This window comes from Pseudomonas carassii (assembly GCF_036324045.1).
Lineage (GTDB): Bacteria > Pseudomonadota > Gammaproteobacteria > Pseudomonadales > Pseudomonadaceae > Aquipseudomonas > Aquipseudomonas peradeniyensis.
Genome location: NZ_JAZDCT010000026.1, coordinates 43,679 through 63,683 on the forward strand (window position 1 = coordinate 43,679; position 20,005 = coordinate 63,683).

Genomic DNA, 20,005 nt, shown 5'->3' on the forward strand with positions numbered 1-20,005 from the left:
CGCAGTCCGCAGTCTGCAAGGCCAAGTAATCCCTTCAGGCGACCTCCGCCCCCTCATCCGGCCAATGCGGCTCGTTGGCGCCCGGTGGCGTCAGCGGTGGCAGGCCATAGGCCGCCCGAGCATCGTCACAGCTGGGGTTGTGGACGCCGTTTTCCCACGAAGCATCGAACTCGCGGCAGGGGCTGGAGCGGTTCTCATAGATGGAGCACGCCACCTGCGTGCCGATCTCGCCACCCAGGCTGACACAGCGGCAAGGCTTGGCGTCGGTGCCGATCATGGCGACCCGGGTCGGGTTGATCTGCACCACCAGATCGTCAGGCACCACGCCACCGGCGGACTGGCATTCACCCCAGAAGAAAGACACACGAAAGTAGCCGCAGCAGGCGCCGCAGGTCAGGCAAGGGTTCTGTTCGGACATGATGGCCAGGGAAGGAGGTTGTTGTTATCGGGGCGAGCGCCCGCGGCGCTATTTGTAATCCAGGCGCGATCGGCTGAGAAGAGGGGGAAAGCAAAAAAAGATCGCCGCTGATCGGCGTTCCGAGGTAAGCGACATGCACAGGTCTGTGTAGGAGCGGCCTCGTGCCGCGAAAGGGCTGCAAAGCAGCCCCAGGTTCTTGGCAATGTTGCATACATCCTGGGGCCGCTTCGCGGCCCTTTCGCGGCACGAGGCCGCTCCTACACCCGCGATAGCGCCCTGGCGGCTTACTTGCTGGTCAACCCATCGGCCCGGAACATCTGGCGAATGCCGCGAATGGCCTGGCGAATCCGGTCCTGGTTCTCGATCAGGGCAAAGCGAACATGATCGTCGCCGTAGTCACCGAAGCCGATCCCCGGCGACACGCAGACCTTGGCCTCGGCCAGCAGTTTCTTGGCGAACTCCAGCGAGCCCAGGTGCGCATAGGCCTCGGGAATCTTGGCCCAGACATACATCGAGGCCTTGGGATTCTCAACCATCCAGCCCAGCTCGTGCAGGCCCTTTACCAGCAGGTTGCGGCGCTGGCGGTACTGCTCGGCGATGTCGCGCACGCACTGCTGGTCACCTTCCAGGGCGGCGATGGCGGCCACCTGCAGCGGGGTGAAGGTGCCGTAGTCGTGGTAGCTCTTGATCCGCGCCAGGGCGCTGACCAGCTCGGGGTTGCCGACCATGAAGCCGATGCGCCAGCCGGCCATGTTGTAGCTCTTGGACAGGGTGAAGAACTCCACCGCGATGTCCTTGGCGCCCGGCACCTGCATGATCGACGGCGCCTTCCAGCCGTCGTAGACGATGTCGGCGTAAGCCAGGTCGTGCACCACCAGCACGTCGTACTGCTTGGCCAGGGCCACCACGCGCTCGAAGAAGTCCAGCTCGACACACTGGGCGGTGGGGTTGGACGGAAAGCCGAGGATCATCATCTTCGGCTTGGGGATCGACTCGCGGATCGCCCGCTCCAGCTCGTTGAAAAAATCCACCCCCGGCACCAGCGGCACGGAGCGCACCTGGGCGCCGGCAATGACCGCGCCGTAGATGTGGATCGGGTAGCTGGGGTTGGGCACCAGCACCGTATCACCATGGTCGAGGGTGCCGAGCATCAGGTGTGCCAGGCCCTCTTTCGAGCCGATGGTGACGATGGCCTCGCTTTCCGGGTCGATGTCGACCTCGTAGCGTTCCTTGTACCAGTTGGAGATGGCCCGGCGCAGGCGCGGGATGCCGCGGGAGGTGGAATAGCCGTGGGTGTCCTCGCGCTGGGCGACCTGCACCAGCTTCTCGACGATATGCGGCGGGGTGGCGCCATCGGGGTTGCCCATGCTCAGGTCGATGATGTCCTCGCCACGGCGGCGGGCGGCCATCTTGAGCTCGGCGGTGATGTTGAAGACGTACGGGGGGAGACGATCGATGCGCGCGAAGCGGCGCGGCGAACCTGGGTTGGCCATGTGTTCCTCTGCAGACGTAAGCGCCCGGAACCGTCCGAGCGACGTTGGCCGCTGCGGCGGCCTGATTCAGAAGATAGTGCCGAAACACGATTAATGCAAAAGATAATTTCCTGTTTTATTAGATTTTTTCAGATGTATTTTTTGAAAATTCGAAATTCATGTTTCCAACACTGACCTTTTCGCGGGCACAGGAAAAACAGGCATAAAAAACCCCGGCACATGGCCGGGGTTCTTGGTGTAACAGCTCGCTGTATCAGCGCGCGTAGGTCATCAGCACATCGGCCGCAGTCTGGCTGTCCACGCCCATCATCACGCTCAGGGCGGTGACGGTGAGGATGGAGAAGCCAAACACCTTGCGGGCCCACTTGCTGTCGTCCTCGGCCTTGTAGCCGCCCCAGGCCATGTACAGCCAGTACAGGCCCATGGCAGCCGCCACGGCGAGGTAACCCAGGCCGGCATAGCCGCCGAGGGTCAGCATCAGGGTGGCGAGCACGAAGGCCAGCACGTACAGCACGATCTGCTTCTTCGCCGCGAGGATACCGCGTGCCACCGGCAGGACCGGAATGTTGGCGGCGCTGTAGTCCTTGAAGCGGAAGATGGCGATGGCGAAGCTGTGCGGCATCTGCCACAGGCTGAACATCACCAGCAGGGTCACCGCGGCCAGGTCGAAGCTGTTGCTCACGGCGCAGTAGCCGATCACCGGAGGCATGGCACCGGACAGGCTGCCGACCAGGGTGCCGTGCACCGATTTGCGCTTCAGCCACAGGCTGTAGAAACCGACGTAGACAACGAAACCGACCAGGGCGCAGAACGCCGCCAGCGGGTTGGCTTGCACATACAGCAGGCTGAAACCCGCCACCCCGAGCAGGGTGGCGTAGATCAGCGCCAGGGGCAGCGACATGCCGCCCTGGACCATGACGCGGTTCTTGGTACGTTCCATCTTGTGGTCGATGTCACGGTCGATGCAGTTGTTGAACACGCATCCAGACGCGACCACCAGGGAAGTACCGATCACCACCGCCAGGAACAGGGCGAAATCCACATGCCCCTTAGCGGCAAGGAAGAAACCGCCTGCCACGGAAAGCACGTTACCGAAAATGATCCCCGGTTTGGTGATTTGGATAAAGTGCTTCACGGACATGCAGTCTTACCTCACTTGGCCAACATTTCGAAGTGGATGCTGAACATGATCCACAGCGACAGGCCGACCAGCAGTGCAATTACCAGGACGGTGAACAGGAACGTCGACACGTTGGAACGCTGCTCTTTCGAGCGGTCCATGTGCAGGAAGTACACAAGGTGTACAACCACCTGGATGACGGCCATGGCCACCACGATCAGGACGGTCAGGTTCTTCGGCAGGCTCGGGTACATCACCAGGCCGAACGGGATCGCGGTCAGGATGATCGACAGTACGAAGCCGATCATGTACGACTTCACGCTACCGTGGTTACCCTCGTGATGAGTGTCGTGTGCGCTAGCCATTACAGAACTCCCAGCAGGTAGACGACGGTGAACACGCAGATCCAGACCACGTCCAGGAAGTGCCAGAACAGGCTCAGGCAGCTCATGCGGGTCTTGGCGGTCGGCGTGATGCCGTGCTTGTTGATCTGATACATCATGATCGCCATCCAGATCAGGCCGGCGGTCACGTGCAGACCGTGGGTACCTACCAGGGCGAAGAACGCCGACAGGAAGCCACTGCGCTGCGGGCCATAGCCCTCGGCGATCAGGTGATGGAACTCATAGATTTCCATCGCGATGAAGCCGGCACCGAACAGGAAGGTCACGGCCAACCAGCCCAGCACGCCTGCCTTGTTGCCGGCGAACATCTTCAGCATGGCGAAGCCGAAGGTGATCGAGGACAGCAGCAGGAACGCGGTTTCAACCAGCACGAAGTCGAGCTGGAAGATGTCGTGACCCGACGGGCCGCCGGCGAAACCGCCGGACAGCACCGCGTAGGTGGCGAAGAGCGACGCAAACAGGATGCAGTCGGTCATCAGGTAGAGCCAGAAACCGAGTACGGTCATCTGGCCCGAGTCGTGGTGGTGGTCGTCATGCCCATGGTCGTGACCATGAGCAGCACCGTGCATTACTTGACTGGACATTGATTACACCCGTTCAAACGATTCGACACGTGCGCCGCCGGCAGGCAGTACACCAGCCTGGGCCAGCGCCTTCATGCGCTCGCCTTCGATGCGCGCCACTTCTTCGGCCGGAACCATGTAGCCCTGGTCGTCACGCGCGGCGTGGCGAACGAAGACAGCGATGGTTGCAACCAGGCTCGCGCCCACCAGCCACCAGATGTGCCAGATGAAGGCGAAGCCGAACACGGTCAGCAGCAGACCCATGAACAGACCGGTGGAAGTGTTGCTCGGCATGTGGATCGCTTCGTACTTGGCCGGAGCTTTGTACGCGGCACCGGCTTGCTTGGCTTCGTGCCAGGCGTCCAGGCCAACATGCTCAGGCATGTGCGCGAAGTTGTAGAACGGAGGTGGCGACGAAGTCGACCATTCCAGGGTACGGCCGCCCCATGGGTCGCCGGTGACGTCCATGTTGTCCTTGCGGTCGCGAACCGAGACGTAGATCTGGATCAGCTGGCAAGCGATACCGAACAGGATCAGTACGGCGCCGACCACGGCCACGTACAGGTAGGGTTCCCACAGCGGGTTGTCGGAGTGGTTCAGACGACGGGTCATGCCCATGAAGCCCAGGGCGTACAGCGGCATGAACGCTACGTAGAAGCCGGAGATCCAGAACCAGAAGGCAGCCTTGCCCCACTTCTCGTTCAGGGTGAAACCGAAGGCTTTCGGGAACCAGAAGGCGAAGCCGGCGATGTAGCCGAATACCGCGCCACCGATGATCACGTTGTGGAAGTGGGCGATCACGAACAGGCTGTTGTGCAGAACGAAGTCGGCACCTGGAACAGCCAGCAGAACGCCGGTCATGCCACCGATGGAGAAGGTGACCATGAAGCCCAGGGTCCACATGATCGGCGCGGTGAAGCGCAGACGGCCCTGGTAGATGGTGAACAGCCAGTTGAACAGCTTCACACCGGTCGGAATGGAGATCAGCATCGTCGCCAGGCCGAAGAAGGTGTTGACGCTGGCGCCGGCACCCATGGTGAAGAAGTGGTGCAGCCAGACCGCGAAGCCCAGGATGGCGATCGCGCCCGAGGCGTAGATCATCGAGTGGTGACCGAACAGGCGCTTGCCTGCGAAGGTCGAGGTGACTTCCGAGAACACGCCGAAGGCCGGCAGGATCAGGATGTAGACCTCAGGGTGACCCCATGCCCAGAACAGGTTGACGTACATCATCGGGTTCCCACCAAGCTCGTTGGTGAAGATGTGGAAGTCCAGATAACGGTCAACGGTCAGCAGGGCGAGTGCGGCGGTCAGGATCGGGAAGGAAGCGACGATCAGCACGTTGGCCCAGGTGCAGGTCCAGGTGAAGATCGGCATGTCCATCAGCTTCATGCCAGGGGCGCGCATCTTCATCACGGTGACGAGGAAGTTCACGCCTGTCAGTGTCGTACCCAAGCCTGAGAGCTGTAGCGCCCAGATGTAGTAGTCGACACCCACCCCAGGGCTGTACTGGATACCCGCGAGCGGCGGATAGGCAACCCAGCCGGTCTTGGCGAATTCACCAACGCCCAGCGAGATGTTGACCAGCAGCACGCCTGCCAGCAGCAGGTAGAAGCTCAGGGAGTTCAGGAACGGGAAGGCAACGTCACGTGCACCGATCTGCAGAGGAACCGCGAGGTTCATCAGGCCGGTGAAGAACGGCATCGCCATGAAGATGATCATGATCACACCGTGGGCGGTGAAGATCTGGTCATAGTGTTCAGGCGGCAGGTAGCCTTCGGAGCCACCGGTGGCGGCAGCCAGCTGGGTACGCATCATGATGGCGTCGGCGAAGCCGCGCAGCAGCATGACCATAGCGACGATGATGTACATCACGCCGATTTTCTTGTGGTCGACCGTGGTCAGCCACTCGGTCCACAAGTAGGTCCACTTGCGGAAATAGGTGATGGCACCAACGACGGCGATACCACCGAGCGCGATCATGGCAAGCGTCACCATGACTATCGGCTCGTGATAGGGTATCGCCTCCAGGGTTAATTTACCGAACATCTCTTACTCCTCTGCACCGGCAGCTGGTTGCATACTCGATTCCACACCCTTGGTAGTGGCCAGATCTTTGCTGCCTGCTTCTTCGTGGTTCGGACGACCGCGGTTCATGCCTTCGTACTTGTCGACGATGCGCTGGAACTGGTCAGCCGGAGCCTCGCTGTACAGCGCGACTGGGTTGTTTTCGCTAGCTTTGGCCAAGGCGTCATATTCGGCCTGGTCCAGTTTCTTCGGCGATGCCTTCACTTCAGCGACCCATGCATCGAAGTCAGCTTGCGAAGTGGCGACAGCCTTGAATTTCATACCGGTGAAGCCGGCGCCGCTGTAGTTGGCGGAGATACCGTCAAACACACCGTTCTCGTTGGCGATCAGGTGCAGTTTGGTGGTCATGCCGGCCATGGCGTAGATCTGGCCTCCCAGACCCGGGATGAAGAAGGAGTTCATCACGGCGTCGGAGGTGACACGGAAGTTGACCGGGGTGTTAGCCGGGAAGACGATCTTGTTGACCGTGGCGATGCCCTGCTCCGGGTAGATGAACAGCCACTTCCAGTCCAGCGCGACCACGTCGATCTGCACCGGCATCACATCGGAATCCAGTGGACGGTACGGGTCCAGCTTGTGGGTGGAGTGGTAGGTGAAGTAACCCAGGGCGATGATGATCAGGATCGGGATGATCCACACCGCGGCCTCGATCTTGGTCGAGTGCGACCAGTCGGGGGTGTAGGTGGCGGCCTTGTTGGAAGCACGGTACTTCCAGGCGAACGCCAGGGTCATGATGATCACGGGCACGACCACCAGCAGCATCAGGCCGGTGGCGATCAGGATCAGGTTCTTCTGCTCAATGCCGACCTGGCCCTTCGGGTCGAGCAGGGTCCAGTTGCACCCACTGAGTAAAAGCATGCCTAAAAAGGGCAATATGCCAAACAGTCTGGGGTAACGCTTTTTACTCATCTCACGACCTCTAGATCAGCTTGCTTCAATGCAATTTGTGTTTTGGTAGCCAACACTTCGTCCTGCCAAGTGCGGCAATTGGCGCCCGTACTCGCCCCTGCCAGGGATCCGACTGCAGGATCTAGGCGTCAAGCGGGTGTGCGGTGCTTATGGTTTCGTAGGCAACAGGCCTGTACTTCAGACCAAGTCCATTTGGTGCGGAAAACGCGGAGGGGGGTCCGCCCGGTATCGCCGTTGGGCGAAACTTGACGAAGTCAGCAAATGGAAAGCGCTGCGGCTTCCATCAATCCTGCGACTTGCAAGCAGTGCCGAACGGAAATTGGGGGCGATTGTAGATAGGTCGTTCAACGATGACTATGACTTATTGAGCAACAGTCTTTTACAGAATGCGCAACAATGCTGGTCAAAAAATCAACTTCGCGACAGTTTGTCGCACCCCTTCCAATAGCCCTGAAACCCTTGCCGCGCAAGGGCTGGTGGCTGACCTGGATCAATCGTGCGGTGCGCACTGCGGCTTATCTCGCCGCGCAATAGACCCAGGTCAATTCGGGACTTTGGTCTAAGCGCGACGGCGGTTTCGGTAGATCCCCAGGGGCACCAGCACCGTCGTCAGGACGAAGGCCACCAGCGCCCATTGCGCCAGCGACAGGCCGAGGATCGGCGGGTACGGGGTGGAGCAGAAACCGTCGACCTGGAACGCCAGCGGCCACAGCTTGGCCAGCGGCAGGTCGTCGACGATGGGCTGCAGGGTGTCGATGCCGCAGCTGACCATCGGGTTGGCGAGTATATACACATGGTTACCCGCCGCAACGATCCCGCCGATGGCGCTGAGCACCACCAGCGCCTCGAAGAAGGTCAGGCTGCGCCGCCCAGGCATGGCCGCGGCGATGAAGGCGAAGATCGCGATGAACAGCAGGGCATAGCGCTGCAGGATGCACAGCGGGCACGGCGCCTCGCCCAGCACCACCTGCATGTACAGGGCGCCACCGATCAGCGCCAGGCAGATCACGCCGAGGAGCACCAGAAAGCGCCGTTCCCGATTCAGGCGCGATGAGAGTTCGTTCATTGCCGATTCCTTCGATGGAGAGTGGCAGCACGGGCTGCCCGAGGGGCGCCCAGTCTACACGCTGGAGATGACCTTTGAATGCATCGAGGAGGGGCGTGCGCGGCTATCCATTGATGACCTAGTGTCCTGTCTCGGAAATACGTTCTCTTTTGGCGAGTGGCTTGGGTGTTCGGCCAAGGCGCCGCGACGAGTCATAGCAGGGCTATGGCGAGGAGTGGCAACGCCGGCCGGGCGCCCAAGACGCCGCCAAAAGTGAACAGCTTATTTCCGAGACAGGACACTAGTACCGAGCGGGTCGGTTTCGGTTCACTGGTGCGGATGAAAAATCCGCCAGCCCGAACGCCGGACAGGGGCAGGCCCCTCGACACCCGGGAGTGAAGGATACGGTGATTAAAGGAGAATTAAAGATGAACGCGGGTGTAAAGGCGTTCATCTCTTTCTATATAGAGAAGGGGTGGTAGGCCCAATGGCTGGCAAGCCAGCCCCCGCACGGAGAATGCAATCGTCCGCTTCGTTCTCGATTACCCACGGTTGGGAGCATCAGGTACGGGAGCTGGCTTGCGAGCAATTGGGATGATGAGAAACCCCGGGGCGCTTTGCGCCCCGTTCCGGCCGGTCCGACGCTTCGGCAAGGCCGCTCCTACAGGGATCGCGCACGCCTGTAGGAGCGGCCTTGTGCCGCGAAAGGGCTGCGCAGCAGCCCCGGCGGTTCCTGACGGAACCTCTTACTCCAACGCCGCCGCCGGCCCGAAGAACTCGTAACGGCTCTGCCCTTCCGGCACACCCAGGCCCTTGAGCTGGCGCTTGATCGCGGCCATGAAGCCCTTCGGCCCGAGGAAGTAGGCATCGATGTCACGCTCACGCGGCAGCCACTCGCCCAGCAGCGCCTGGTCCAGCAGGCCCACGGCGTCGGCGGCCTGGCTGCCGTCTTCCTCGGCGTAGCAATAGAAGCGCTTGAGCTGCGGGTGACGCGCCGCCAGGCCGTCGATCAAGTCGCGGAACGCATGCACCGCGCCATTGCGCGCACAGTGGATGAAGTGCACCGGACGCTCGGTCTTGAGCGCCGCCTCGAGCATCGCCAGGGTCGGGGTGATGCCCACACCACCACTGATCAGCACCAGCGGCTTGTCGCTGGCGGCCAGGGTGAAGTCACCGGACGGCGGGAACAGTTGCAGGGTGTCACCGACCATCAACCCGTCATGCAGGTAGTTCGAGACCTTGCCACCCGCTTCGCGCTTGACGCTGATGCGGTACTGCTCGCCGTCGCACAGGGCCGACAGCGAGTAGTTGCGGCGCTGCTCCTGGCCATCGATGAACAGTTGCAGGCCGATGTACTGGCCCGGCTCGGCCTTGAGCACCGGCTGGCCATCGACCGGGGCGAAGTAGAACGAAACGATCTCGCTGCTTTCCTGCTCGCGGCGCACCAGGCGGAATTCACGGGTACCGCGCCAGCCGCCGGCGGCCTGCTCCTTCTCTTTATAGAGGTTTTCTTCCGCGCCAATCAGGATGTCGGCCAGTTGGCCATAGGCGGCGGCCCAGGCGGCGATCACTTCAGCGGTGGCGATGTCCTTGCCCAGCACTTCCTCGATGGCGCGCAGCAGGCAGCTGCCGACAATCGGATAGTGTTCAGGGAGAATCTGCAGGGCCACATGCTTGTTGATGATCTGCCCGACCAGGCCGCCCAGTTGCTCGAGCCGGTCGATATGGCGGGCGTACATCAGCACGCCGTTGGCCAAGGCGCGCGGCTGGTCGCCGCTGGCCTGGTGGGCCTGGTTGAACAGCGGACGCACCTCGGGATACTCGCTGAGCATCAGTTTGTAGAAGTGGGTGGTCAGGGCCTCGCCACCGCTTTCCAGCAGGGGGACAGTGGCCTTGATGATTGCACGTTGTTCGGCATTGAGCATTGCGACAACTCCTGAGCCTTCGGCTTCGAATGGTTGCCTGAGGTATTTCAGCAATCGTGCCAACTTTAAACGCCAATAAAATCAGGCTCTTGAGCACATGAGTGTCATAAAGACACACTCAGGCGTATAGTCATTACGACCAACAGGAGTCCATATGACTGCAAAGCCCCTGCTCACCGCCCTCCTCCCCCTGGTCAGCGACCTCTCCTGCGACCTCCCCGACCAGGAGCGCTACCGCCGCCTGCTCGGCGCCATGCGCGGCCTGCTGCCCTGCGATGCCGCGGCGCTGCTGCGCCTGGACGGCGAGTGGCTGGTGCCGCTGGCGGTGGACGGCCTGTCGCCGGACACCCTGGGGCGGCGCTTCAAGGTCAGCGAGCACCCGCGCTTCCAGATACTCCTCAGTCGCCCGGAACCGACCCGCTTCGCCAGCGACAGCCAACTACCCGACCCTTATGACGGCCTGGTCAATGCCGAGCATGTCGACCTCGAAGTCCACGACTGCATGGGCTGCCCGTTGATGGTCGACGAGCGCCCCTGGGGCCTGCTGACCCTCGACGCCCTCACCCCCGGCCAGTTCCAGAGCCTGGAGCTCGACGCCCTGCAGGCCTTCGCCAGCCTGGCCGCCGCCACGGTGACCGTGGCCGAGCGCATCGAGCACCTGGCCCTGCGCGCCGAGGACGAACACCAGCGGGCCGAGGTGTACCGCCAGGCCAGCGGCCAGGACCGCGAACTGATCGGCCAGAGCAAGGCGCACAAGCGCCTGGTCGAGGAGATTCGCCTGGTCGGCGGCAGCGACCTGACCGTGCTGATCACCGGCGAAACCGGCGTCGGCAAGGAACTGGTGGCCCAGGCCCTGCACCGCGCCAGCCAGCGCGCCGACAAACCGCTGGTCAGCCTCAACTGCGCCGCCTTGCCCGACACCCTGGTGGAAAGCGAACTGTTCGGCCATGTGCGCGGCGCCTTCACCGGCGCCCATGGTGAACGCCGGGGCAAGTTCGAGCTGGCCAACGGCGGCACGCTGTTCCTCGACGAGGTCGGCGAGCTGCCCCTGACGGTACAGGCCAAGCTGCTGCGGGTGCTGCAGAGCGGGCAACTGCAGCGACTGGGGTCGGATCGCGAGCACCGCGTGGATGTGCGCCTGATCGCCGCGACCAACCGCGACCTGGCCGAGGAAGTGCGCAGCGGCCACTTCCGCGCCGACTTCTATCACCGCCTGAGCGTGTATCCACTGCAAGTCCCACCGCTGCGCGAGCGGGGTCGCGACGTACTGCTGCTGGCCGGCTACTTCCTCGAACAGAACCGCTCGCGCCTGGGACTGGGCAGCCTGCGCTTGTCCACCGACGCCCAGGCCGCGCTGCTGGCCTATGGCTGGCCGGGCAATGTGCGCGAACTGGAGCACCTGATCGGCCGTTCGGCGCTCAAGGCACTGGGGCAACACGGGCAGCGACCGAAGATCCTCACCCTGGAGGCGGCCGACCTCGACCTGCGCAACGTGGCGCCGACCCCACAGGTAGAAACCGAGGTGTCGTCGGTCGACGTGCCGTTGCCCGAGGGCGGGTTGCGCGAGGCGGTGGATGACTATCAGCGGCAGATCGTCGAGGCCTGCCTGAATCGTCATGGGGACAACTGGGCCGCCGCGGCGCGGGAGCTGGGGCTGGACCGGGCCAACCTGAGCCGGTTGGCCAAGCGACTGGGACTGCGCTAGCTTCAGGCCATGTGCCGCTCCTACAGCTACAGCTTTGCGATGCACCGCAAATAGCAAACTAAGCTAAAGCCTGACGCCAAAAAGCCGATAACCCGGCATCCTCCCCCATTTCGAACCGAAGGTTGCCCATGGCCACGCAAAAAGCCCGCGCGGACTCGTTGTCCCTGCTGCTGTTCACCCTGCGCAGCGGCAAGCTGATGGCAATCAACCTGCTCAAGGTCAGCGAGATCATCCCCTGCCCGCCGCTGACCAAGCTGCCGGAGGCCCACCCGCACGTCAAAGGCGTCGCCACCCTGCGCGGCAACTCGCTGTCGGTGATCGACCTGTCCCGCGCCATCGGCGAAATGCCCCTGGCCGACCCCGACGGCGGCTGCCTGATCGTCACCGAGATCAGCCGCTCGCGCCAAGGCCTGCATGTACAGGCGGTGAGCCGCATCGTCCATTGCCTGAGCACGGACATCAAGCCGCCGCCCTACGGCTCGGGCAACCGCTCGTTCATCACCGGCGTGACCCGGGTCGACAACACCCTGGTGCAGGTGCTGGACATCGAGAAGGTCATCCACGGCATCGCCCCGCCGCCGCACGAGCCGCACCCGGGCGAAGTCAGCGAGGAAGACGCCAGCCTGCTGGCCGCCGCTAACATCCTGGTGGTGGACGACAGCCAGGTCGCGCTGCAGCAGTCGGTGCACACCCTGCGCAACCTCGGCATCGAGTGCCATACCGCGCGCAGCGCCAAGGATGCGATCAACGTGCTGCTGGAACTGCAAGGCACCGACAGGGAGATCAACATCATCGTCTCCGACATCGAGATGTCCGAGATGGATGGCTTCGCCTTCACCCGTACCTTGCGTGAAACGCCCGACTTCCAGCACCTGTACATCCTGCTGCACACCTCGCTGGACAGCGCGATGAGCGGCGACAAGGCCAAGCTGGCGGGGGCCAATGCGATCCTGACCAAGTTCTCGTCGCCGGAGCTGACCAACTGCCTGGTGACGGCGGCGCGAGCGGTGGTGTTCGAGGAGCGCTGACACATCAAGTCAGGATTTTCCTGACTTGATGAAGGAAAACGTTCGGGCATAATTCGCGCCCTTCGCAGGTTCATTGGCGGTGTCGCGTATGAAATATCTCAGTTCGTTCCTCATCCTCTGCGCCCTTGCCAGCGGCGCAGCCCACGCCTCGAGCAACCAGGCCTGGAGCGACCAGCGCCAGCACATGCTCAAGGCCTGCCTGGCCGCCAGCCAGTTCAAGGATGCCCACGCCCTGGGCAAACCCGCCGAGTTCGACGACCAGGTCGGTTACAGCGCGCTGCTGATCGAGGGCACCTACCCCCAGAAGCACATGCAGAACCGCACCGGCACCGAGCTTTGCCTCTATGACCGCCAACGCCAACAAGCCTTCACCAGTGAATGGGAAGCCGGCAAGCGATGAGCGACAGTATTCGCTTCGCCTGCACCGGCTGCGGCAAATGCTGCACGGGCCATCATGTGCCGCTGACGCTTGCCGAGGCCCGCCAGTGGGCGGTCTCCGGCGGCCAGGTGGTGGTGCTGATCGAAGGGTTCATCGCCGATGGCCCGGGCATGCCGACGGACCAGCGCGAGCATGTGCTGCGCCGCTCGTTCCCGGTGCCCTGTGGCGCTGGGCAGTTGCATGTATCGGTCACCTTCGCCGCCTTCAACCCGGGGCGCTGCCGCAACCTTGATGACAACGACCTGTGCGGCATCTATGAAAGCCGACCACTGGTCTGTCGCATCTACCCGGCGGAGATCAACCCGCACCTGCCGCTGCGACCGGAAAACAAGGACTGCCCGCCCGAGGCTTGGGAACAAGGGCCTGAGCTGATTCATGGCAGCCTGCCGGTGGATGAGGGACTGCGCGCCTTGATCGAGGCCTCGCGCCAGGCGGACCGCGACGATATCGCCGCCAAGGTGGCGATCTGCCAGGCACTGGGGATGACCACCAGTGCGCTGAAGGGTAACGGGTTTACCGCGTGGTTGCCGGACATGGCAGCGTTCGCGGCGGTGCTGGGGCAGGCGCCAATGGCGGTCGATGGGCCGTGGGTGGTGCATGTGCAGGACGAGGCGCTTGCGGCCGAGCTACAGGGTCATCGCCTGCAGGTGACAGGCGAAGCGCCGGTCTACTATGCGTTCCTCGGTTTCTAGATAGACCCTATCGCGGGGCAAGCCCGCTCCCTGCCCCTTTGAAGTATCGATGCCAATTTTTTGTGGGAGCGGGCTTGCCCCGCGATAGGGCCGGCACTGACAACTCAGTCAATCACTGGCACCGCCGCCAGAACTCATCCGCCAGCCGCCGCAGGTCCTTGGCCAGGTCCGCCACGTCACTGGCGCTGCTGTGGCTGCGCTGCCCGACGCTGACCGTCGCCTCGCTGGCCTGGCGGATGCTGGTTATGTTGCGGTTGATGTTCTCGCTGACCTGGCTCTGCTGCTCCACCGCTGCGGCGATCTGCAGGCTCATCTCGTTGATCTGGTTGACCCGCACGCTGATGCTGTCCAGCGCGTCGCTGGCCAGCTGCGCCTGCTCGACACTGTGCCCGGCATGGGCGCTGCTCTGCTGCATCACCTGCACCGCCGCGCGGGCGCCATCCTGCAGGGCGGCGATCATGCGCTGGATATCGTGGGTGGACTGGGCGGTGCGCTGGGCCAGGCCGCGCACCTCGTCGGCGACCACCGCGAAGCCACGCCCCTGGTCACCGGCCCGCGCCGCCTCGATGGCGGCGTTGAGCGCAAGCAGGTTGGTCTGCTCGGCGATACCGCGGATCACGTCGAGCACCCCGGATATCTCGCTGCTGTGGCTCTCCAATTGGTGGATCACCTCGCTGGCCTCGACCAGCGAGCCGGCCAGGTCCTGGATCGCGCAGCGGTTGCGGTCGACCAGCTGGTGGCCGGACTGGGTTTCGTCCTCGGCCTGGTCGGCGGCCATCGCCGCCATCTGCGCGCTGCTGGCTACCTGGGCGACGCTGGCGCTCATCTGGTGGATCGCGGTGGCCACCTGGTCGGCTTCGCTCTGCTGCTCCAGGCTGTTGGCATGGCTGCTGTGCAAGGCCTCGACCAGTGAGCCAGAGTGCCCGGCCAGGCGTGACGAGGTATCGCCGATACGTCCGACCACCGCCCCCAGCTGCGCCTTGAGCATGCGCATGGCGAATTCGATCTGCCCGAGACCATCACGCCGGCCGGTGTACAGCTGCTGGCTGAGCGGATTGTCGGCGATCGCCTGGGCTTGTTGACACAATCGCTCGTAGGGGCGCAGCAATAACAGGATCGCCAGACTGCTAAGGCCTGCCGCCGCCGCCACTTCCACCAGCGACTCCAGCAGAGGCGCCCCCAGCCACCACTGCCCGCACCCCAGCACCAACGCCAGCACGGCACCGACCGCCAGCGACAGACGCGCCCCCAAACCCAGCACCGGCAAGCGCTCGCGCCAGCCACGCCGGCCTTCGCGCAGACGCGCATAGCAGCGCTCGGCCGCCGCAACCTGCTCGGCCCCGGGCTTGGTCCGCACCGACTGGTACTCCAGCGCCTGCCCGCCGCAGCTGATCGGCGAGACGAAGGCGCTTACCCAGTAGTGATCGCCGTTCTTGCAGCGGTTCTTCACCAGCCCCATCCACGAACGCCCGGCCTTGAGCGCCTGCCACATCTGGGCAAACGCCTGGGGCGGCATGTCGGGATGGCGGACGATGTGATGGGCACTGCCCAGCAGTTCCTCGCGGGAGAACCCGCTGACCCGCAGGAAATCGTCGTTGGCATAGGTGATGCGGCTGTCCAGGTCGGTGGTGGACAGGATGTTGGCGTCGCCGGGGTAATCCACTTCGCGACCGGTAACAGGCATATTGCACTTCATCGGAGGCTCTCGTTGTAGTACGGGAAAATCGGCAGGGCGTACGACTCTAGGGGCAAACGCTGGCGCAATATTGATCCATGGCAGGGTATTGGCACTTGGCCATCAATCCACCGAAACTGACAGCCGTGACAGCCAGGCGTCACGCTGCCGACCCGGTCGGCGCGCTATAACCCTGCAATAGCCCAATCTTTTTTCCAGCCCCTTGGCCAAGGTGCCCACCCCGATGCGACGTCCGTCCCGCTCTCTCGTTCTCGCCGCCCTGGTCCTCGTCCTGCTGGTCGCCCTTGGCTCTTGGCAGGGATTGCGCCACGAAGCCCCGTCCAGCCGCGCCGCCAGCGCGATCCCGGTGCGGGTGGTCGCGGTGGCCCAGCAGGACGTGCCGCGCTACCTCAGTGCCATCGGCTCGGTGCTGTCGCTGCACAGCGTCGAGGTCCGCCCTCAGGTCGAAGGCGTGCTGACCCAGGTACTGGTCAAGGAAGGCCAGTGGGTCAGCCAGGGCGACCTGCTGGCCACCCTCGACGACCGGGCTATCCGCGCGAACCTGGACCAGGCCCGTGCCCAGCTCGGCCAGACCCAGGCGCAGTTGCAAGTAGGCAACGTCAACCTCAAGCGCTACCAGCTGCTGAGCACCGACGACGGCGTGTCAAAGCAGACCCTCGACCAGCAGCAGGCCCTGGTGAACCAGTTGCAGGCGACTCTCAAAGGCAACCAGGCGGCCATTGACAATGCCGCGGTACAGCTCAGCTACACGCAGATCCGCTCGCCGGTCACCGGCCGCGTCGGCATCCGCAACGTCGACCCCGGCAACCTGGTGCGCACCAGCGACACCCAGAGCCTGTTCAGCGTCACCCAGATCGACCCGATCGCCGTGGAGTTCGCCCTGCCTCAGCAACAACTCCCGGTCCTGCAGGGCTTGCTGAAATCGCCTAGCCCCGCCGAGGTCGAGGCGTACATGGACGCCGACGGTGAACGCAGCCTGCTCGCCAGGGGCCACCTGATGCTGATCGACAACCAGGTCTCGGCCACCACCGGCACGGTGCGGGTCAAGGCCGAGTTCGACAACAAGGACGGCCGCCTGTGGCCCGGCCAGCTGGTCACCGTGCGCCTGCGCACGGCGGTGGACGAGGACGCCCTGGTGGTACCGCCGCCGGTGGTGCAACGCAGCATCGACGGCCACTTCGTCTACCGCCTGGACGGCGACAAGGTCAGCGCCGTGCCGGTCAAGGTGGTGTACCAGGACAGCACGCTGAACGTCATCGCCGGGGTCAAGGCCGGCGACCGCCTGGTGCTGGACGGCCAGTCGCGGCTCAAGCCCGGCAGCACCGTCGAGGTCACGCCCGACGCCCCGGCCCCGGCGGAGATGGCCGACCGCAGGAGCCAGCCATGAACACCCGCAACGGCGTCTCGGCCTGGTGCATCGACCACCCCATCGCCACCCTGCTGCTGACCTTCGCCCTGGTGCTGCTGGGCGCCATCGCCTTCCCGCGCCTGCCGGTGGCGCCCCTGCCCGAGGCCGACTTCCCGACCATCCAGGTCACCGCCCAGTTGCCCGGCGCCAGCCCGGAAACCATGGCCTCGTCGGTGGCGACGCCCCTGGAGGTGCAGTTCAGCGCCATCCCCGGCATGACCCAGATGACCAGCAGCAGCGCCCTGGGCTCGACCAACCTGATCCTGCAGTTCACCCTCGACAAGAACATCGACACCGCCGCCCAGGAAGTCCAGGCGGCGATCAACACCGCCACCGCGCGTCTGCCCCAGGACATGCCCAGCCCGCCGACCTGGCGCAAGGTCAACCCGGCCGACAGCCCGGTGCTGATCCTCACCGTCAGCTCGACGCAGATGCCCGGCAATGAGCTCAGCGACTACGCCGAGACCCTGCTGGCCCGCCAGCTCAGCCAGATCGACGGGGTCGGCCTGATCAACATCACCGGCCAGCTGCGCCCGGCCATCCGCGTGCAGGCCCAGCCCGAGAAACTCGCTGCCATCGGCCTGACCCTGGCCGATATCCGCCTGGCCATCCAGCAGACCAGCCTCAACCTGGCCAAGGGCGCGCTGTACGGCGAACACAGCGTGTCGACCCTTGCCGCCAACGACCAGCTGTTCCACCCCGAGGACTACGCCAGGCTGATCGTCAGCTACCGCAACGGCGCGCCCGTGCACCTGGCCGACGTGGCCAAGGTGATCGATGGTGCCGAGAACGCCTATGTGAAGGCCTGGTCCGGCGACCGACCGGGGCTCAACCTGGTGATCTTCCGCCAGCCCGGCGCCAACATCGTCGACACCGTGGACCGGGTGCTCGACGCCCTGCCGCGCCTGCAGGAAATGCTGCCGGCGGCGGTCGATGTCTCGGTGCTGCAGGACCGTACCCAGACCATCCGCGCCTCGCTGCACGAGGTGGAGCTGACCCTGATGATCGCCGTGGCCCTGGTGATCGGGGTGATGGCGCTGTTCCTGCGCCAGTGGTCGGCAACCTTCATCGTCTCCAGCGTGCTCGGCGTGTCGCTGATCGCCAGTTGCGCGTTGATGTACGTGTTCGGCTTCAGCCTCAACAACCTCACCCTGGTGGCCATCGTCATCGCCGTGGGCTTCGTGGTGGATGACGCCATCGTCGTGGTGGAGAACATCCACCGCCACCTGGAGGCCGGCGACGACAGCCGCACCGCCGCGCTCAAGGGCGCCGGCGAGATAGGTTTCACCGTGGTGTCGATCAGCTTCTCGCTGATCGCCGCGTTCATTCCGCTGCTGTTCATGGGCGGCGTGGTCGGCCGGCTGTTCAAGGAATTCGCCCTGACCGCCACCGCGACCATCCTGATTTCGGTGGTGGTCTCGCTGACCCTGGCGCCGACCCTGGCCGCGCTGTGCATGCGCCGCCCGCCCGAGGAGCAGCACGGCGGCCTCGGCCAGCGCCTGGTGCGCTGGTACGAAAAGGGCCTGGACCGGGCCCTGGCGCACCGGCGCGTTACCCTCGGCGTGTTCGGCCTGACGCTGGCGCTGGCGGTGGCCGGTTACGTGGCCATCCCCAAGGGCTTCTTCCCGTTGCAGGACACCGGTTTCATCCTCGGCACCACCGAAGCGGCGGCGGATGTCTCCTACCCGGCGATGATCGAGAAGCACCAGGCCCTGGCGAAGATCATCGAGGCCGACCCTGCGGTGCGCGCCTTCTCCCACTCGGTCGGCGTCACCGGCAGCAACCAGACCATTGCCAACGGCCGCTTCTGGATCTCCCTCAAGCCCCGTGGCGAACGCGACGTCTCGGCCAGTGAATGGATCGACCGCATGCGCCCGAAACTGATGCAGATCCCCGGTATCGTCCTCTACCTGCGCGCCGGACAAGACATCAACCTCAGCTCCGGCCCCTCGCGCACCCAGTACCAGTACGTGCTCAAGAGCAACGACGGCGTGGCGCTGAACCTGTGGACCCAGCGCCTGACCGAGCGCCTGCGCGAAAATCCGGCGTTCCGCGACCTGTCCAACGACCTGCAGTTGGGCGCCAGCGTCACCCGCATCGACATCGACCGCCAGGCCGCGGCGCGCTTCGGCCTGACCACCACCGACGTCGACCAGGCGCTGTACGACGCCTTCGGCCAGCGGCAGATCAGCGAGTTCCAGACCGAGACCAACCAGTACAAGGTGATCCTCGAACTGGACGCCCGCCAGCGCGGCAAGGCCGAGAGCCTCAACTACTTCTACCTGCGCTCGCCGCTGTCCGGCGAGATGGTGCCGCTGTCGGCCCTGGCCCATGTTGCGCCGCCCAGCACCGGCCCCCTGTCGATCAGCCATGACGGCCTGTTCCCGGCGGCCAACCTGTCGTTCAACCTGGCCCCCGGCGTAGCCCTGGGCGATGCGGTGCAGATCCTCGAACGCACCCAGCGCGAGCTGGGCATGCCCGACTCCATCGCCGGCAACTTCCAGGGCGCGGCCCAGGCGTTCCAGAGCTCGCTATCGAGCCAGCCGTACCTGATCCTCGCCGCGCTGGTGGCGGTGTACATCATCCTCGGCGTGCTCTACGAGAGCTTCGTGCACCCGCTGACCATCATCTCCACCCTGCCCTCGGCGGGCCTGGGCGCGCTGATCCTGCTGTGGCTGATGGGCCAGGACTTCACCATCATGGGCCTGATCGGCGTGGTGCTGTTGATCGGCATCGTCAAGAAGAACGGCATCCTGCTCATCGACTTCGCCCTCGACGCCCAGCGCCACCAGGGCATGACGCCCGAGCAGGCGATCCGCCAGGCATGCCTGGTGCGCTTCCGTCCGATCATCATGACCACCCTGGCCGCGCTGCTCGGCGCGGTGCCGCTGATGTTCGGCTTCGGCACCGGCGCCGAACTGCGCCAGCCGCTGGGCATCGCCGTGGTCGGCGGCCTGCTGGTAAGTCAGGCGCTGACGCTGTTCACCACCCCGGTCATATACTTGGCCCTGGAGCGCCTGTTCCACCGCCGCCGGGCCGCTGCCGCTCCCGCGCCGACCGCCAGTTGAGACAAGA

The 20,005-nt window shown here is 64.3% G+C and carries 16 protein-coding genes; 6 read left to right on the forward strand and 10 right to left on the reverse strand.

The features are described from left to right. Nucleotides 1-34: 34 nt before the first annotated feature. From V0R62_RS18610 to hmpA, 9 genes are all read right to left on the reverse strand, one after another. Complete coding sequence (locus V0R62_RS18610; RefSeq protein WP_110736798.1) at nucleotides 35-418, reverse strand: YkgJ family cysteine cluster protein; 384 nt, start codon at nucleotides 416-418, stop codon at nucleotides 35-37. A 284-nt stretch (nucleotides 419-702) separates the two neighbouring features. Next, nucleotides 703-1,911: an alanine transaminase gene (gene alaC, locus V0R62_RS18615; RefSeq protein ID WP_330104776.1), complete on the reverse strand. Its 1,209-nt coding sequence runs from the start codon at nucleotides 1,909-1,911 to the stop codon at nucleotides 703-705. A 253-nt stretch (nucleotides 1,912-2,164) separates the two neighbouring features. Further along, nucleotides 2,165-3,052 (reverse strand): heme o synthase, encoded by an 888-nt coding sequence (gene cyoE, locus V0R62_RS18620; protein WP_028689798.1) that lies wholly within the window; start codon nucleotides 3,050-3,052, stop codon nucleotides 2,165-2,167. 11 nt (nucleotides 3,053-3,063) lie between these two features. Further along, the gene (gene cyoD / locus V0R62_RS18625) at nucleotides 3,064-3,396 is read right to left on the reverse strand and encodes a cytochrome o ubiquinol oxidase subunit IV (protein WP_023629876.1); all 333 of its coding nucleotides are present in this window, start codon (nucleotides 3,394-3,396) and stop codon (nucleotides 3,064-3,066) included. After that, nucleotides 3,396-4,019 (reverse strand): cytochrome o ubiquinol oxidase subunit III, encoded by a 624-nt coding sequence (cyoC, locus tag V0R62_RS18630; RefSeq protein WP_186658836.1) that lies wholly within the window; start codon nucleotides 4,017-4,019, stop codon nucleotides 3,396-3,398. Before cyoC ends, cyoD begins: the two co-directional genes overlap by 1 nt. A gap of 3 nt (nucleotides 4,020-4,022) precedes the next feature. Continuing rightward, nucleotides 4,023-6,044: a cytochrome o ubiquinol oxidase subunit I gene (cyoB, locus tag V0R62_RS18635; RefSeq protein WP_330104777.1), complete on the reverse strand. Its 2,022-nt coding sequence runs from the start codon at nucleotides 6,042-6,044 to the stop codon at nucleotides 4,023-4,025. Nucleotides 6,045-6,047: 3 nt separating this feature from the next. Continuing rightward, the gene (cyoA, locus tag V0R62_RS18640) at nucleotides 6,048-6,992 is read right to left on the reverse strand and encodes a ubiquinol oxidase subunit II (RefSeq protein WP_330104778.1); all 945 of its coding nucleotides are present in this window, start codon (nucleotides 6,990-6,992) and stop codon (nucleotides 6,048-6,050) included. A 559-nt stretch (nucleotides 6,993-7,551) separates the two neighbouring features. Next, nucleotides 7,552-8,058 carry a disulfide bond formation protein B gene (locus V0R62_RS18645; protein ID WP_330104779.1) on the reverse strand — a complete coding sequence of 169 codons (507 nt, stop codon included), beginning with the start codon at nucleotides 8,056-8,058 and terminating at the stop codon, nucleotides 7,552-7,554. A 725-nt stretch (nucleotides 8,059-8,783) separates the two neighbouring features. Beyond that, a complete protein-coding gene (gene hmpA, locus V0R62_RS18650) occupies nucleotides 8,784-9,962 on the reverse strand; it encodes an NO-inducible flavohemoprotein (protein WP_330104780.1) in 1,179 nt (392 codons plus the stop codon). A gap of 154 nt (nucleotides 9,963-10,116) precedes the next feature. On the opposite strand from hmpA, the gene norR reads away from it, so the two are divergent. The 4 genes from norR to V0R62_RS18670 all read left to right on the forward strand — a co-directional run bounded on the left by norR (nucleotide 10,117) and on the right by V0R62_RS18670 (nucleotide 13,826). Beyond that, nucleotides 10,117-11,667: a nitric oxide reductase transcriptional regulator NorR gene (norR, locus tag V0R62_RS18655; protein WP_330104781.1), complete on the forward strand. Its 1,551-nt coding sequence runs from the start codon at nucleotides 10,117-10,119 to the stop codon at nucleotides 11,665-11,667. A gap of 128 nt (nucleotides 11,668-11,795) precedes the next feature. Continuing rightward, the gene (locus V0R62_RS18660; RefSeq protein ID WP_110736814.1) at nucleotides 11,796-12,695 is read left to right on the forward strand and encodes a chemotaxis protein; all 900 of its coding nucleotides are present in this window, start codon (nucleotides 11,796-11,798) and stop codon (nucleotides 12,693-12,695) included. 88 nt (nucleotides 12,696-12,783) lie between these two features. Further along, nucleotides 12,784-13,095, forward strand: a complete 312-nt coding sequence (locus tag V0R62_RS18665; protein WP_198743676.1) for a hypothetical protein — start codon at nucleotides 12,784-12,786, stop codon at nucleotides 13,093-13,095. Then, a complete protein-coding gene (locus V0R62_RS18670) occupies nucleotides 13,092-13,826 on the forward strand; it encodes a YkgJ family cysteine cluster protein (protein ID WP_330104782.1) in 735 nt (244 codons plus the stop codon). The genes V0R62_RS18665 and V0R62_RS18670 overlap by 4 nt, the downstream gene beginning before the upstream one ends. A 112-nt stretch (nucleotides 13,827-13,938) precedes the next feature. Here V0R62_RS18670 and V0R62_RS18675 read toward each other — a convergent pair whose 3' ends face one another. Further along, nucleotides 13,939-15,522 (reverse strand): methyl-accepting chemotaxis protein, encoded by a 1,584-nt coding sequence (locus tag V0R62_RS18675; protein WP_330104783.1) that lies wholly within the window; start codon nucleotides 15,520-15,522, stop codon nucleotides 13,939-13,941. A 223-nt stretch (nucleotides 15,523-15,745) separates the two neighbouring features. On the opposite strand from V0R62_RS18675, the gene V0R62_RS18680 reads away from it, so the two are divergent. Both V0R62_RS18680 and V0R62_RS18685 read left to right on the forward strand, forming a co-directional pair. Then, complete coding sequence (locus tag V0R62_RS18680; RefSeq protein WP_330104784.1) at nucleotides 15,746-16,909, forward strand: efflux RND transporter periplasmic adaptor subunit; 1,164 nt, start codon at nucleotides 15,746-15,748, stop codon at nucleotides 16,907-16,909. Continuing rightward, nucleotides 16,906-19,998, forward strand: coding sequence for a multidrug efflux RND transporter permease subunit (locus tag V0R62_RS18685; RefSeq protein ID WP_330104785.1), 3,093 nt, complete (start codon nucleotides 16,906-16,908; stop codon nucleotides 19,996-19,998). Before V0R62_RS18680 ends, V0R62_RS18685 begins: the two co-directional genes overlap by 4 nt. The last annotated feature ends 7 nt before the right edge of the window (nucleotides 19,999-20,005 follow it).